Source organism: Alteromonas abrolhosensis (assembly GCF_001953635.1).
Lineage (GTDB): Bacteria > Pseudomonadota > Gammaproteobacteria > Enterobacterales > Alteromonadaceae > Alteromonas > Alteromonas abrolhosensis.
Genome location: NZ_MEJH01000004.1, coordinates 140,825 through 156,239, shown reverse-complemented (window position 1 = coordinate 156,239; position 15,415 = coordinate 140,825). Strand labels below are relative to the sequence as shown.

Below are 15,415 nucleotides of genomic sequence, written 5' to 3'. Positions count from 1 at the left end.
CGCTTTAGTTGGCACTATGCTGGCTTAATAGCCGCTGTGTCGACTAAAGTGGTCATAGTACAGCTTAATTTGCTTCGAGCATTAGAAATACGCCCAAACCAACCGAGTGTTAACAGCCATCAACGCTGTTACACGCTTTGTGGCTTGGGCTTTTTTGTAATAGCTTGGAAAGGGTACACTTGAAAATGAACCTAACTTAGCCCCTTAGCATCTAGTAAGTTTTACAGAACGCTTTGACTTTGGCTTTACCGGTAAACGCCAGCAGTTGGTCGACCATCCTGCCGAAGTAAGGGTTATAAGTTAGCCTTGCGTACACTTTTTCATGCTTGCTATATGCCACCGTTTCATCAGTTTTGTCGGGCTTAAATCCCCACGGCCCGTACCACACTTCCTCGCCCGCTTTGCAGCGCGCTTCAGCTTCATTACCCTGCCCGTTATCACATATGCGAAAGTCACTCGCAGTACCATATAGCGGGTTCTTATCTGAAAAAAGTGTACTCATATGAGAGGCTGCGCTAATTCGCTGTTCGGGAACATTCATGGTTTGCATGATGAGCGTATTTTCAGGCACATCAGGTGTATCCTCACCCTGCCACAATAGACACTTATGGGGATGAGTAAAATTATCTCTGAACTGCGCAGCTACTTTTAAGGTATCAACTACACTGTCTTTTTCTGCCACCACCATAAGTACAGGTAAGTTCAATGTTCGCTTAGCTAACTCCGTTTGAGAAAATAAATCTTGAAGCACATTTACACTTTCTTGATAGGCAGCGAAACCCGGCATTGCGGTGGAGTTATAGCGACTTGGGTTATCTTCCTCTTCTACATTAGGCCAGGGAAATAATGAATCGATATAGGGTGCTAAACGAGATACAAAGAAGCGTGACTTAAAGGCTGGAGAAAAGTGCATTAACCCCTTTATTTCAATCTCCTCGGCCATCGTGAAGCTTGCAATAGTGGTCAAGTTAGCGCCCGTAGAAAAGCCGCCAATGTAGAGGTTGTCTACTTCTTCGGAAAATAGTCGTATGTGATGATTAGTTTCTGCCTGCCACTGCTGATAGCTAACGTTTAACATGTCTCCAGGTTTCGAGCCATGTCCCGGCAACAAGATGGTTCTTACGTGAATCCCCTCATTACACATGGCGTTGGCTACATCACTGAAAAAGTAAGGTGAATCACCTAATCCATGAACTAGCAAGACGCCGATGTTGCGGTATTGTGTTCCACATTCAAACGGCATGTTCATGGACATTTCTTGTACTTTATTGTCAGTAATAAACGCCCGATGTTCAAGCAAGTAACGTTCAACTTCATTTAGGTAATTATCGAAAGGCTGCACACCAACCGGGAAGGCCTGTGCACTGGCACTGAACTGAGAACTGTGTGACGAATGGCAACCGCTCAATAAGAACAGCGCAAAAGAAGCAGCACATAGGTGTGCCGCTTTGATTAGAAAGTTTGGCATTATGTATATAAAGATCTATGACTATAAAAACGATTATTGCAGAGTATCTTTACCCGAAACCAGTGCCTTGGCGAGTAATTTATGGGTAAGTAATGATAGAAGCTCGGTTTCTTCTTCGCTTCGCTCGCCGTCAACGCCCGTAATAGCCATCGCTACCTCTAGCGTTTTCTCGGCGTCAAACGACAGGTCCTGTTTTAAGCTACGTAAAAACGTAATTGCACCACCTGTGTCGATGGCCTTCCGAGTTTGATAAATCGTATCGTTTAGAAACGCTTCGCGGCAAATTGGACTTTGCCAGTCCAACGACTCCACCATCGCATTGAGGTAGTCTTGTTCCGACAACGTAACCATTCCGTCGACTTGATAAAGTAATACTGAAAGCTTGATAAGGGCTTGGTTAAAACTTTGTTGTTCTGATAATTGCATAACACTCTTCCTCTTCGTACTGTACGCGGCAGTACCACAACATGCTCTGCATCCTAGCAGTAGCGATAAATTTCAGTGTCTACACTAAGATATTCAACACCGGAATAATAAAAGCCGCTGATTAACAGCATTAGTACCAGAAAGCTTCACTGGTAGTGTAAAGGCTTAAGGAACTAACAATGTAGACCGCTGAATTGACGGTAGTGTTACGCAGCGATGAAGCTTTTAGTTCACAATGTTAAATAAGTGTAAACACCTATTGCATTATAGGTCTTTTTCAACAGGTTCCAAGTGTCACATATCGCAAAAAATGGCAAACAATTGATTAGAAAGTCAGTGATTAATTAGGGTAACAGAGGGATTAGTTAAAACCGCTAGAATAAGATGAAAGTCTGGCACACCTTTGTACACGTGGGCCAGACCCAATTTGTAGTCGATAGGTAAGATTAAAAAGACCCGTTAACGCAAGCCTAACGTGATATCGTTTATATAAAAATTACCCGTATAGACTTTATCGTTATTACCGTGAGATTCTAATGCAAAAAACTGCTTATCTTCATCGTTCAGGGCTTGATACCCCCCGATCACCTGATAAATCCACACTTCAGGGTCAAAGTCTAAAGCCTGTTCGTCAAAGTAATCCAGCGCCGTTTTAGGCTGACCGGAATCGATGACTTCACAGAAATACGCTTCTACCGCTTGCTGCAATGGATCTTTTTCAAGCGACAAAGTTGATTGCTCAGTCACATCAATGTCGACCGGTTTCGTGTCTTCGTGCTTAGTCTGACGTTTGTGTACGTGGGTTAACGACGCCACAATATTTTGATAATCGGCTTCATGCTCAACGTTGTTCACGTCTGGTGCTGCGTTAGCAATAATCGTGTCCGATTGATTAAACAACACAGGTACGTTAGTCAGGTTGGCGTAGTTGCCAGGCGCAAAATCAGGCTGCTGCTCCATATGTAGCAAGAAACCTTTAAGCAAGCGTGTACGGCCTTGGAACTCTCTAAACCGGCCTAACAAATCTAATAAGCGTGCTTGTACTACTGATAACTCCTGTGCGGCCTTGGCAAAGCGCTGCTGTAGCGACACCACCAGCAAGTGACGAAGTTCACGGTTAGAACCCGCCAGTTCACTTAACTCATCGAAGCGGAAACACTCAAGCTGGGCAAGTAAGTCGGTTACCTGTCCTTGCGCTAGCTCATTTTCGCGAATTTTAGCTTCAACCGAAGACACGTAGCCAAACTCATTGTTAATACGGCCAAACATGACACGCACGCTATTACTCAATGATTCTGAAAGTTGATAGACATGCTCGGTCAAATCGCCCATGTGGGCTGCCGCTTCATTGTACTTGTTGTAGTGAAGGGCTTCTTTATAGTGCTCGGTTAGGGTTTTAAGGCTTGCCAGCGACGCACCAATATTGGCGTTGATAGTTCGGTTGCGCTCGTCTTGTAAGCTCCCCTCTAAAAGGGTTCTCACCGCGCTTTTCAAACGCAGTTCGCTTTGCGCTTCTGGGCGCCACAGCACACCTAATTGAATAAGCTGTTCTAATACCTTAGGGCTGTGATCACGCTCTTTTACTGAACCATTAACGTACGCCTGCATGATAAGGTCGCTGTGACGCCCCAATGCGTTTAATAGTTTAGTTCCTGCCTGAATTAACACCTGGCTCATATCAAGCTACCTTGCGAAATAGCGGCCTCCGCCTGCTCAGATAAGCTCAGCGCTTCAGTTTCATCAATGAAACGTAGCATTTCGTAAAGGTGTTCAATTTTGCCAGTGCCCAAATAAATCTGTTTATCTGGGTTTGGCTTAATCAGATAACCCATTTCAGTTAAGCGTTTAAATACCTGCTTTAGCTGACCATCCAAATTCACACTGGTAGAACCAAACATGCGATAGCGCGATATTTTCTCTAACTGCTCAGCATAGGCGGGGGTGTCTTCAATGGTAGTTTGCAGCTCGTTTAATCGAATCGCGCTACCCATGGTAATGGGCATATCGGATTCATTGGCTTGCTGAACTAGCAGCAACCACTCTACCAGAGGCACTAGGTTAGATGCTGTATCTTGGAACTGCTGTGTAAGCACTTTGCGCTCGTTCTCACCAATAGTGAGGAAGCTGGCAAAGAATACGTCACCCTCAGCGGTGGTCGATAATGTACGATTTAATAACGCTAAATGAGGTTCTAACTGAGCAGCGTTGTCTCTTGATTTAAGAAAACGCCATGCCTCTTCATCGGTCACCTGACAAATAAACGCGCCTTGTAAAAGTGCACTCAGTACACGGCCTTGTTCTGTCATCATGCTGATGCCTCCTCACCTGCTACTTTACTGTTCTTTTCTGCTTCTTTTTTCAGTTTAATACGCGCCACTATTGAGCTTGCTTTTGGCTGAACCACCTGCAGTTGGCGGGTTACCTTATCTATTAAGTAGCGGTTTTCAAAAAGCGTCAATACTTCTGATTCTGGGTTAGGGAATGCGCCAACTACGCTGATGTTATTGTTTTGACACGCTTCAAAGATTTTCTTCACGTTGTTTTGGTGAAGTGTACCGAGTTCATCGATAGGCCAATGCACTGTGGCGTCGGCATCGCCGCGCAGCAGACGGGTGAAAGCGAGTAAGAATTTACACAGAATAAGGTAGGCCATACCGTGGCTTGATGACTCGTTAAGCTGGCGGTCAGTACGAATGACAAGGTCACTTTTACCCTCACGAAGGTGTAGCTCGATATCAAGTAGCTTGCTAATGCCGCCCGTAAGCGCTGCACGGCCAAGAATATCAAGAACCCGGCGCATACTTTGACCGTACTCTTCCTCTGGTAACTCGTTGGCCCCCTCTTCCATCCAGTGCTCATAGAGTTTTCTGAATTGCTCAAGTTCGGGCCAGAATTCAAGTTCACTAATACGTGAGCGAATTTTAACAGCCGAGTCTGATACACCATCAAGAGAAAGGTCGCCGTCGACCTCTTGGGTAATACGGCGGCTTTGCGACACAATGCGTTTGTCGATATCGGCAAGTACAAAGTAGTATTGCGAAAGATCGGCACCAAAGATACGGCCTTGCTCACGCAAGCCCTGTAGCTTCTGCGGAACGATCACGTTTAAAAGCTGTGCTAAATGCGACACCATACGGCGGTGATCAAAGCTCTTCACGCCGTGGGCGTTCAACGTTGCGCACTCTTCACGGGCGCGCTCCCACGTATCCGACAAACCTGTGCCCGCTTGCGCGGCAATAAGCTGATCGAATCTTTCTACATAGGCGCGAATATCGCTTAGTAAGTTTTCACGCTCTTGAAGCTGGCTTTGCACTTCTGAGATACGCTGACCAATACTTACATCGTCATGCTTAATTTCAGCCGTTTCATCACCCGCTTGAAGCGTAAGCTTGGCGAGAGATTTACTTAAGGTTTTAACCTGTTCCAGGTGCTCACTGGCAGTTTTAAGCGTAGTTTCAAGCTGCCCGTGCTGCTCTTGAAGCTGTTCGCGGTTAGCTTTATAGGTTGCTTGTTTACTGGCTAAATTACGCTCAGATTCGCCCAATAACTTACGCGACTTAGACAAGCCTTCCTGCCATACCACTTTTTGCTTAGTAAACACGTTAGTGTACCAACGTTCGTAGTCGGCCACTTTATGACGATGGGTTTCAGTGCGAGTAATGTCTTCTTTAAGCTTATTGATTTGCTTTTTAAGCTGACCTATTTCATCAACATCCACGCCGCGATTACTTAATTCGCTTTCCAGCCAGCTCTGCATATCTTTGCGGTCTTGTGCAGCGTTGTCTTTCGCCTTACGCATGTCGCTATCAAGCTGAGATATACGTGCTTCACTATCAGCGATAAGCTGCTGCCAATGGAATTTGTGTTCGGTTTCCGCTTCGCGCTGCTGATCTTTGATTTCGTCACGACTAAGCTCAAATTGTGCCTTCGCTTGCTTTTGCGACTGTTGATTCGCTTCAAGCTTAGTTTTGGCTTTTTGCTTACGTGCAGAAAGCGCCTGCTGATATTCGCTAAGTACCGTATCGCGGTCTTGCTGTGAGCGTTTACGGCTGGCTTCGGCACTTTTAACAGCGTTGTCTTTTTGGGTAACCACAAGCTCGGCGTTGCGCACATCTTCGTTCGCTTTCGCCAAGCGCTGTTCACATTCGTTTTGCGCGGCTAGGGCAGCGGCTTGACGAATTTCAGCTTCTTGCAGTTGCTGCTTAAGCGCTTGCTCGGTAAAAGCGTAATCTGGGGTATCAAGTTCAGTAAGTGCTAACTTAACACCCATAAAGGTATGGCTGTCGCCTTGTGCATCCTTTGCCATCAAAGGTGCTAAATCAGTGCGCTCTAGTAGCTCAGGTCGAATAACTTTACCTAAGGACAACTCCCAGTCATCAACGTTGGCACGCAAGAACTCAAGTAGCGAGCCTTCGCCAGGGTAAAGAAGCGCATTAATTTTGTTAACCGCTTTTTCTTCTTGTTGAAAGGCGTTGCGCGCTTTATCTAACGCATTTGAACATCCTTTGCGAAACTCAACTGATTTACTGTGCGCCTGTTGCGCTTGTCGCAGCTCACCGCGCGCTGCATCTTCATTGATAGATGCTTCTTTGATGGCCGCATCAAGAATATCTAGCTGAGATTGTTCAAACTCGTTGTAACCTGCATTGCTAAGTGACGCTTTAAGTTCAGCTTCAGCAACTTTTAGCTCATTCAAACTATTTTGGTAATCGTTCTGAAGCGCGCTTAGCTGGCTATTGTAGTCGCTCTGAATGCGACTTAATGCTTCACGCTCGCTCTGCTGCTGCTCAGCTTTATTCTCTGCAGCTTCTTGACGTGCAGCTGACATTTCTTCCAGGGTAATTGACAGCTTTTCACCTAGCTCAGCTAAGCGCTTGTTGTAGGCCGACTCAATATCTTGGTGTTTTTCAGTAAGCAGCACATAGCGACTATCGGCCATGGCCTTTTCATTTTGCCACTGCGACAAATTTGCCACATCTTCTTTAAGCTGCTCAATATTTTGGTCTTGCCACTTATCGAATTCACGCTCTACCGTATCAAGTTCACTGGTGAACTTCTCAACATCGGCGCGAGCAGATGAGATAACCTGATTTAGGTGATCGCGGGTATCACCCCACTCGCTGTCCGTTTGTTTGCGCTGGAAGCTATTCTCATCCAGTTCATTCTTTGTTGTTTCAACGCGCGCAGCCAAGTAGGTCTTATCAAGCTCGAAGCTATGCTTAAGGTTAGCAAGCACTTGCTCTGTTGTGGTTAGCGCCATGTCAGCTTGTTCGAGTTTAGAAAACTCAGGGCGAATTTTGTCGAATTGTTTAATTAAATGACATTCTTTAATCCAGTCATCGACGCGGTGGCGGCTTAGGCCTGAAGTAGGTGGCGTAACGCCATCCTCTTCTAAAATGGCGGCAATCATGGCCTTGATAGTTTCCATCTTGCCTTCTTTAGAGTGAACCGCTTTAGCCAACTTCTCAATGTGGCGCATGTGTTTCGACGGTTCGCAAAGGCTAAAGATTTTAGCGTAGCCTAATAACTCACGGGCATTGTTACTCTGGTTAAGCACACCGTGATCGTTTTGGATGATTGCGCGGAAGTCTTTCGTATTAAGTAAGCTCGTAACCAATATGTTGTTACGCTTCATGGCACGTGCAAGCTCGGCGCTGCTTACACTGGCGTGTTTGCCGTTTTTTTGCTCTATTAAGTAGTCACTGATTTCAAATGGCTTGCCGATTAAACGGTAATTAACGCCGGTACCACTTGAGCTTAACACTGCTTGGCACAGGTCACCTTCAGCACGCGTGTATTCATAGATAATAAAGCTAGACAAACGAGGCAAATACCAGCGTTCAAAGCTGTCACGGGTTGCCGGTACCACGCGACTTGGGTACTCGCCGTAAAACACGGGAATAAGTCGTTGAAGCGTGGTTTTACCCGACGCATTGGTACCACAAATATTGGTGTGTCCATCAAGCTTTAGTTCGACTACGCCTGGTAAATGCGTGTCGATAAGAATAATACGTTTTAAGCCTGCCATAGTGTTCCTGTATCAATAACTCTGCCGCGTGAACGCTCACACAGCACAAAACTGTACCTGCTTTGATAGGGTAAAAGTTGCCTACCTGAAAGAAAGCGAGCACATGCGCACGATGTAGCCCGTCAGTGTATTATGAATTCACGAATTTGCACAGATGCGCGGTGACTTGTTGGTTATAAAGCGCACTATTATTTAGAAGTTTCATTAACAACGCTTTTGATACCTAAATAACGCCACATAAATATAAAGCGGCACGTACTGATTAGGTACGTGCCGCTTTAGCGAAAGCATTGAGCTTTCATAGAACAGCGATGGAATGAACTGTTTCTACAAGGCTGTCTATCAGCTGTTTTACTTCACTGACAATACATTTACCGACTCTGGTGCGGGATACATCATGCTAAAGCTGGGCGTAATATCACCCGAGGTTGCATTTAGAATATTGTCGAAGCGCAGGATCATGCCATTTGATTTTTCAGCAACATATACATGACCATTGCTGAGCATCAAGTCTACCGGATTACCCAACATTGAGTTCGGTCCTGCAATATTAACCGATACATCAGTTATGCCATCGGCACTGCCTGCGCCAGGAATCAAGTACAATTTACCGTCAGTAGCATCCGCTGCGCTGCCTACATCGGAAATGACCAAGCTATCGCTTTGGCTATCATAGTCTATGCCATGGATGTTGGTCGGCGCGGCAAATGCTGTCCCACCACTTGCAGGAACAATCAGCCTGTCTTCACCCGTAATTACGGTTTCACCGCTTTCCATTTTGCGCATCACTTCTTCAAACACGGCAACCGAACCGTTAGTTAACGCCAGATAGGCGCTATCAGTCGATGGGTCGTAATCCACATCCCAAGGGCGCGCCCCGTTGGCCGCTTCAAGTGTTAATAGAGGCGCAACATTGCCTGACGCACAAGGCGAAAATACGCGAACGGCAGGAGTAGCTTCGTTGACATCTGCCACAAATACCACACCTGCTTCTGAGGCAATGTCTAACCCTTTAGGTGCAATCAGTCCGGTATCGCTACCCATAATCATGTGGTCGTAGCTATCGCTGTACGTCATTCCATTGCGCATAGTTTTCAAGCGGTTGATTACTAGTAAGCCACCTGTTGAGCTATCCACATCATCAAAGGTGATAACACCATCACCACTTGCGGTGAAAGCGGCACTCTCAATGCTCATACCAGCGTCAAAGGTGCTTAGCTCACTGGAAAGTACTGCGCTGTATTGCGCTACTTGCCCCGTGGTTGCACCTTCGCTTGCAGGGTTACTTGATACCGAAAGGCCCATAATAGGCATGGTTGTTATGCCATCGTCCGATGCGTCTTTCATCTCGTTCAGTTGAGTTAACTCGGCCAACGACTCTGGTTTTACTGAAGGCGTTGATAGCGTTGGTGCAACGTCGCCACTAGCACCGTTGAATATGTTTGAGAACACCAAAATGGCGTCATTGGATTTTTCCGCCACACGAAGATCAGAACCGGTTAAGACAATGTCTACCGGATTACCGAGCTGGGTCGATGCGCCGCCAATCACTCTGCTTGGTACCACAGCCCCATCAGCCGTAGAGACATTTTCTAAAACAAAAATTTGACCATCATCAGCAGTAGCAGCGTCACCTACGTCAGATAACACCATACGATTGGACATAGGCTCATAGACAATACCGTGCAGATTAATCGATATTTGATTTCCGTCTGCATCTGAAGGCACCACTGAACGCATAACTGTGGGCGAAAAATCAGAACCAGCGACATTATCGTAAACCGCAAGTGTCCCATCGGTCAGTGCAACAAATAACCTATCGCTTTGTTCGTCGTAGGCCAAATCCCACGGTTTTGCTGACGTCATTATTTCTGCAATCGGTGCAACATTGCCTGCTGCTTGGCCACCGAATACGCTAACCTTTTGACCATTAAAGTCTGCCACCATAACTAAGCCTGCATTTTCAGCAAAGGCAATACCTTTCGGGTTAACAAGCTCCGTAGTTGCGCCCGTTATCTCGTGCCCTGTACTCATCATGTAGTCGGTTTGAGCTTCAAAATTACAAAGCGTTCTTAATAACGGTAAATCACTGTCGCCAGCTTGTACCAAGCTTCCGCTTTGCGTGAATACAATACCCTCATTGGCTCCTGTGGTTACCGTGGATAAGGCGTTCGCGTTTTGGTCAATCGAGGTAACCGTATTGCGGTTGTCATCGCCATTGTTTGCGACCAAGAAAGTCGCTGACGCAAAGCCTGGGGTTCCATCCTGACCCGGTGCACCATCTTGGCCAGGCGCGCCATCAGTCCCATCGACACCATCTGTTCCGTCGTCACCGTCGCAGGCACTTAGCGCGAGAACCATTGCCGTCGCCAACAGTGACAGTTTTAATTTTTGCTGTGATGTTTTATTGAATTCCATCCTCATCTCCGTACTTGTTGATTCGTGAAGAGACGTCACTTAAACGCGCGATGCGATAAGTACTGCTCACGTCCTGTTCAACAAGCCAAACGATTGATGAGTGATACTGGATGCAAAAAAATAAAAAAACCTCAATGCATTGCTGCGATTGAGGTTTTTAAGCATTGCTAAGTAATGCGACAGCCTTTTAACGTGGTGGGAAGCCACCGCCTCCGCCAAACCCGCCAGGACCGCCGAATCCACCTGGCCCGCCTGGACCACCAGGGCCTCCAAAACCGCCACCCGGAGGCATCATGCCTTTCATCTGGCGCATCATCTTCTTCATGCCGCCGCCAGACATCTTTTTCATCATTTTCTGCATTTGCGTAAACTGTTTAAGCAAACGGTTTACGTCTTGAATTTGCGTACCTGAGCCTGCTGCAATACGGCGCTTACGCGACCCTTTAATCATATCTGGGCGCGCACGTTCAGCCGGTGTCATTGAATTAATGATGGCTTCCATTTGGTTGAACTGCTTGTCGTTTGCCTGATCTTTGATTTTATCAGACATACCGCCCATGCCAGGCAGCTTATCAAGCATCCCCATCATGCCGCCCATGTTCTTCATTTGCTCTAGCTGATCTTTAAAGTCTTGCAGGTCGAAGCCTTTACCTTTCTGTACCTTCTTGGCCAGCTTTTCCGCTTTCGACTTATCAACCTTACGCTCAACCTCTTCGATAAGGCTAAGTACGTCGCCCATGCCCAAGATACGAGACGCAATACGCTCAGGGTGGAAAGGCTCAAGTGCATCAACTTTTTCGCCCATACCGATAAACTTGATAGGTTTACCCGTGATGTGACGAACCGACAGTGCAGCACCACCTCGTGCATCACCATCAGCTTTGGTCAGTATTACACCCGTTAAAGGCAGTGCATCGTTAAACGCCTTTGCCGTATTCGCAGCATCCTGACCGGTCATGGCATCAACCACGAACAGAGTTTCAATTGGCTTAACTGCAGCGTGAAGCTCTTTAATTTCGTCCATCATGTCGTTGTCGACATGCAAACGACCCGCGGTATCTACTAGTAGAACATCGAAGAAATTTTTCTTCGCTTCAACAATAGCGTCGTTAACGATATCAATGGGCTTTTGTAAAATCGTAGACGGATGGAAAGCTACGTTCACTTCACCGGCGAGTGTTTCAAGCTGCTTGATAGCGGCCGGACGGTATACGTCGGCACTCACTACCATCACTTTCTTTTTCTCGCGCTCGGTTAAGTACTTGGCAAGTTTGCCTACAGACGTGGTTTTACCCGCACCTTGTAAGCCCGCCATAAGCACAACAGCTGGAGGTTGAGTTGCGAGGTTAAGCTTTTCGTTCGCCTCCCCCATCACCGACTCTAGTTCAGACTGAACGATTTTGATAAATACTTGGCCAGGCTTGAGGCTTTTGGTTACTTCGGTACCAACTGCACGTTCTTTTACCTGTGCAACAAACGCTTTTACTACGGGTAGCGCAACGTCGGCTTCAAGTAGCGCCATACGCACTTCGCGTAGCGTTTCTTTAATATTGTCTTCAGTAAGACGCCCTTTACCGCTGACATTTCGTAATGTCTGGCCTAAGCGTTCTGATAAATTCTCAAACATAGTATGAAACTTCTTTTTATTTCAGACGTAATGCCCGCATTGTAACGTAAAAGCGAACGGTAACGTACCCACAATTGCGGTTAAATTTTTAAACTTTTGCGCTAAGGGCTGTCGAACTTTGATGTACAAATTTCGAATTCAACATGGAGTAATAATTGGCTGTCCATGAACCTATACCCACACTAAAAGTGGGTGTGAAACAAACAAAATCAAGGAGATGGTTGAATTTACTTGCAAGTTGCAGTATCAATACCGACTCAGTCGGTGAAGACATCACCTACCTATTACAGGACGCATCATGAACACCCTTTTCGCCATTTCTGCTGCTTTACTCTACGCATTAGCTGCGGCAGTACTTATTGGCAAATTCGTACACCAAGACGGCCCGAATAAGCGATTAGGGCTATCCATCGCTAGTCTTGGGGCAATTGCACATATCGCTTTTCTTACTAAGGTTATTATTGTCGCGCCTGGGCAAGACATGAGCGTAACCAATGTGCTGTCATTAGTGTCGTGGATAATCACCGTTTCCATGCTTATTTTTGCCCGCGCCATTCCTAACCTGATTTTACTTCCTGTTGTATTTGGCTTTGCAAGCCTAACGGTGCTCGCATCGCAGTTTATTCCCGTGTCCTACATCATGCACATAGAGTTGCAGCCTGGTTTGGTTATCCATATTAGTTTGTCGTTGTTTGCTTACTGCACTTTGGTCATTGCATTCTTATACGCGCTGCAAATGTCCTACATTACCTACCGGTTAAAGCAAAAAGGCGCGGCGTTACTACACTCATCGCTGCCCCCTCTAATGCTGGTAGAAAATATCTTATTTAAGCTATTACTTGCGGGCACTTGTTTATTGACAGTTTCGCTTATTAGCGGGTTTGTTTTTTTAGAGGATATGTTTAATAAAACCTATGCGCACAAAACAGTGCTTTCCGCTGCAGCGCTTGTGGTATTTCTTATCCTTCTTATAGGCCAAAAGCTTCGAGGGTGGCGCGGACGACAGGTCATTGTAATGACAGTGTTGGGCGTGACTTTATTGTCTCTTGCGTATTTTGGTAGCAAGCTAGTTCGCGAGTTTCTTCTTTAAAACTCCCTGTATTTATTGCTAAGCTCGCTGCCGGGCTGGCTTTTTAGGCGGCTCGGCGGCGCTTGTCACTTTTTGGTGTTATCTAGTTAATTAGGGGCATATCAGCAATTTTCCCTTGAAACTCGCACTTCAAATCAATACATTTGAAGCCTAAGTTAAGACAGGAACCCATTAATTGGACGACATATCAACGAGTACGCTGTTTATCGCGCTCGGCGTACTCATATTACTATCTGCGTATTTTTCCAGTTCAGAAACTGGCATGATGTCGATAAACCGCTATCGACTCAAGCACTTGCAAGGAGAAGGCAACCGCTCAGCTATACGCGTTGCTAAACTTCTAGAACGACCTGATCGCCTTATAGGCCTTATTCTCATCGGTAACAACTTAGTAAACATTGCGGCATCCTCGCTTGCAACCATACTTTGTATTCGTTTATTCGGTGATTATTGGGGGCTTTTTGCTGCCACATTTGGCCTAACGCTAGTGTTACTTATTTTTGCAGAGGTAACACCTAAAACACTCGCTGCACTTTACCCAGAAAAAGTGGCGTTCCCTAGCTCTATCATTCTGCTTCCATTACTTACGCTACTGTACCCTTTCGTAGCCGCTATAAACGGTATTACCAACGGTATTCTTGCGCTTCTAAGAATTAGTCCAGCGAATGGAAGTGACGACTCGTTAAGTCGAGAAGAATTAAGAACCGTGGTTTTCGAAGCCGGTGCCATGATCCCTAAGCGACACCAAGATATGTTGGTTAGTATTCTAGACTTAGAGAGCGTAACTGCCGAAGACATCATGGTGCCGCGTGCTGAAATTTTTGCTATCGACATTAACGACGATTGGAAAAAAATTCAGAAAGCGTTGACCCATGCTCAGCACACTCGTGTTTTGTTATACCGCGACAGTGTTGATGATGCTGTAGGCTTTGTGCATGTGCGTGACGCCCTGCGTCTTCTATCAAAAGACCAGTTTACTAAATCAAGCTTGCTTCGCGCAGTTCGTGAGATTTATTACACACCTGAATCTACCCCGTTGCATACTCTGATGTACAAGTTTCAAGCTGAGAAAGAGCGTATTGCGCTAGTTGTGGACGAATACGGTGACATCATGGGTTTGGTTACCTTAGAAGATATTCTTGAAGAGATTATTGGTGACTTTACAACGAGTATGGTTCCTGATCACAGTAAAGAAGCCCACGTTCAGCAAGATGGGTCAGTACTGGTTGACGGAAGTGCTAACGTACGTGAGTTGAATCGAGAAATGGATTGGAACTTGCCGACGGAAGGTCCTAAAACCCTTAATGGTTTGTTACTTGAGTATCTCGAGGAAATTCCTGAGAACAAGGTAAGCGTACGTTTGGCGGGTTATCCGCTTGAAATAGTAGATATTTCAGAGAACATGATAAAAACCGTCAGAATATTGCCGGAATACTATATCGCTCCCAGAGAGTCGAGTAACGACCACTAAAGCCTTGGTTAGCTAATCTTCCCTTTTGCTTTGTTAGCTAACCTTTCGCTTCGTCAGCTAGACGCTGTGCTCTATTCGCCAGTGCTCTAGCTTTCGCAGCGGCGACCTTATCTGACAATTCAGATAATTTGGCAATAATATCCTGCGTCTCCTCATCTTCACGTAAATCAGCCTCCGCCATATGCGATTGCAATGAACGTTTAAGGAGCTCAGGAATAGATTTGCTGTCCATTTCCCAACCCTTCAATAGAATAAACTTTGACACTCTCAAAGATACTATCGACCGAGGGGAAATATACTTAACGATTAATTGTGCAATTTCGGAAATAAATCGCAGCAAGGAAAAAGGACGATTTAGAGGCCTTGATAATGCGTAACTAACGTACCTTTATGTTCCCTTAATGAATATTTGATAACAGCAATAGACGCAGTGGAAAATAAGCTGGTAGTGTAAGATTGACAAAGTTCATCAACCAAGTAGCTCACTAGCGGCATATGGCTGACGACAAGGAGTTTTTTGATCGGCTTTTTTGAATTTACCGCGGCGTGAAGAAGTCCATCAATATAATCACTCACAAGTCGTGGCGAGCCTTCCGGAACAATATCTTCGTTACTTTCAACTTTGTCCGCTACGATATCAAGCGATACCATATCGTGGGTTTGCTTCGCTCGACGATATGGACTAACAAGCGCTAAATCCACACTACCTTTCTCGCAATATTGGTCTTTTAACCATAAAGCTGCGGTTTTGGCTTGTTCCCTACCTAACGGTGTAAGTTGCCTACTTTTATCATCGAGTCTGGGCGCTTCTGCTTCACCGTGACGCATAATGAAAAGATAAATGTCGTCGTTGCTACTTTGACCTGACATAACATTGCGCATAGTAT

The 15,415-nt window shown here is 45.8% G+C and carries 11 protein-coding genes; 2 read left to right on the top strand and 9 right to left on the bottom strand.

Translation table 11 applies throughout. The features are described 5' to 3' along the window. Positions 1–211: 211 nt before the first annotated feature. The 7 genes from BGK61_RS08085 to ffh all read right to left on the bottom strand — a co-directional run bounded on the left by BGK61_RS08085 (position 212) and on the right by ffh (position 11,967). Positions 212–1,468 (bottom strand): alpha/beta hydrolase, encoded by a 1,257-nt coding sequence (locus BGK61_RS08085; RefSeq protein WP_014997805.1) that lies wholly within the window; start codon positions 1,466–1,468, stop codon positions 212–214. Between the two features lie 33 nt (positions 1,469–1,501). Next, positions 1,502–1,894: a TerB family tellurite resistance protein gene (locus BGK61_RS08080; RefSeq protein ID WP_014997804.1), complete on the bottom strand. Its 393-nt coding sequence runs from the start codon at positions 1,892–1,894 to the stop codon at positions 1,502–1,504. Between the two features lie 459 nt (positions 1,895–2,353). After that, positions 2,354–3,571, bottom strand: coding sequence for a hypothetical protein (locus BGK61_RS08075; RefSeq protein WP_014997803.1), 1,218 nt, complete (start codon positions 3,569–3,571; stop codon positions 2,354–2,356). After that, a complete protein-coding gene (locus tag BGK61_RS08070) occupies positions 3,568–4,203 on the bottom strand; it encodes a condensin complex protein MksE (RefSeq protein WP_014978725.1) in 636 nt (211 codons plus the stop codon). Before BGK61_RS08070 ends, BGK61_RS08075 begins: the two co-directional genes overlap by 4 nt. Then, entirely contained in the window at positions 4,200–7,922 is a 3,723-nt protein-coding gene (locus BGK61_RS08065; RefSeq protein ID WP_076026047.1) for an ATP-binding protein, read from the bottom strand. The genes BGK61_RS08070 and BGK61_RS08065 overlap by 4 nt, the downstream gene beginning before the upstream one ends. 351 nt (positions 7,923–8,273) lie before the next feature. Then, a complete protein-coding gene (locus tag BGK61_RS08060) occupies positions 8,274–10,340 on the bottom strand; it encodes a YncE family protein (protein ID WP_076026046.1) in 2,067 nt (688 codons plus the stop codon). A gap of 187 nt (positions 10,341–10,527) precedes the next feature. Continuing rightward, positions 10,528–11,967, bottom strand: a complete 1,440-nt coding sequence (gene ffh / locus BGK61_RS08055) for a signal recognition particle protein (protein ID WP_014948819.1) — start codon at positions 11,965–11,967, stop codon at positions 10,528–10,530. Positions 11,968–12,265: 298 nt separating this feature from the next. On the opposite strand from ffh, the gene BGK61_RS08050 reads away from it, so the two are divergent. Together BGK61_RS08050 and BGK61_RS08045 are read left to right on the top strand one after the other, a co-directional pair. Beyond that, the gene (locus BGK61_RS08050; RefSeq protein WP_014997800.1) at positions 12,266–13,057 is read left to right on the top strand and encodes a cytochrome C assembly family protein; all 792 of its coding nucleotides are present in this window, start codon (positions 12,266–12,268) and stop codon (positions 13,055–13,057) included. A gap of 175 nt (positions 13,058–13,232) precedes the next feature. Continuing rightward, on the top strand, positions 13,233–14,528 hold the full coding sequence (locus BGK61_RS08045) for an HlyC/CorC family transporter (RefSeq protein ID WP_014997799.1): 1,296 nt from the start codon (positions 13,233–13,235) through the stop codon (positions 14,526–14,528). A gap of 37 nt (positions 14,529–14,565) precedes the next feature. Here BGK61_RS08045 and BGK61_RS08040 read toward each other — a convergent pair whose 3' ends face one another. Together BGK61_RS08040 and sixA are read right to left on the bottom strand one after the other, a co-directional pair. Continuing rightward, positions 14,566–14,760: a hypothetical protein gene (locus BGK61_RS08040; protein ID WP_014997798.1), complete on the bottom strand. Its 195-nt coding sequence runs from the start codon at positions 14,758–14,760 to the stop codon at positions 14,566–14,568. 122 nt (positions 14,761–14,882) lie between these two features. Beyond that, on the bottom strand, positions 14,883–15,398 hold the full coding sequence (sixA, locus tag BGK61_RS08035; protein ID WP_232298277.1) for a phosphohistidine phosphatase SixA: 516 nt from the start codon (positions 15,396–15,398) through the stop codon (positions 14,883–14,885). Positions 15,399–15,415 lie beyond the last annotated feature (17 nt).